Raw genomic sequence first — 264 nt, 5'->3', positions numbered from 1 at the left:
GAGTTTAAGGAGGGAACTACTGCTTTTTTTGAAAAAAGGAAACCAAACTTTAAATAAATCTTATTTTTGTTTTAAAAACAGATGATGTATATATACAATGTTACTACCAATGTTACCGAAGATGTTGTTAAAGATTGGTTGTTGTGGATGAAAGAAGTTTACATTCCTGAAATGATGGCTACAGGTAAATTTACAGGAGCTAAAATGAGTAGGGTAATGATTCAAGAAGAAATGGGAGGTAAAACATTTTCTGTACAGTATGCC

At 31.4% G+C, this 264-nt stretch carries 1 protein-coding gene; it reads left to right on the top strand.

What is annotated here, in order from left to right; all coding sequences use genetic code 11:
• Positions 1–81 precede the first annotated feature (81 nt).
• Positions 82–264, top strand: a 183-nt coding sequence (locus Q4563_RS23770) for a DUF4286 family protein (RefSeq protein WP_442903826.1), incomplete at its 3' end; no start/stop codon positions are given.

This window comes from Gilvimarinus sp. 1_MG-2023, assembly GCF_030548285.1.
The sequence above is the reverse complement of the archived record's forward strand: the minus strand, read 5'-3'. Positions and strand labels throughout refer to the sequence as shown.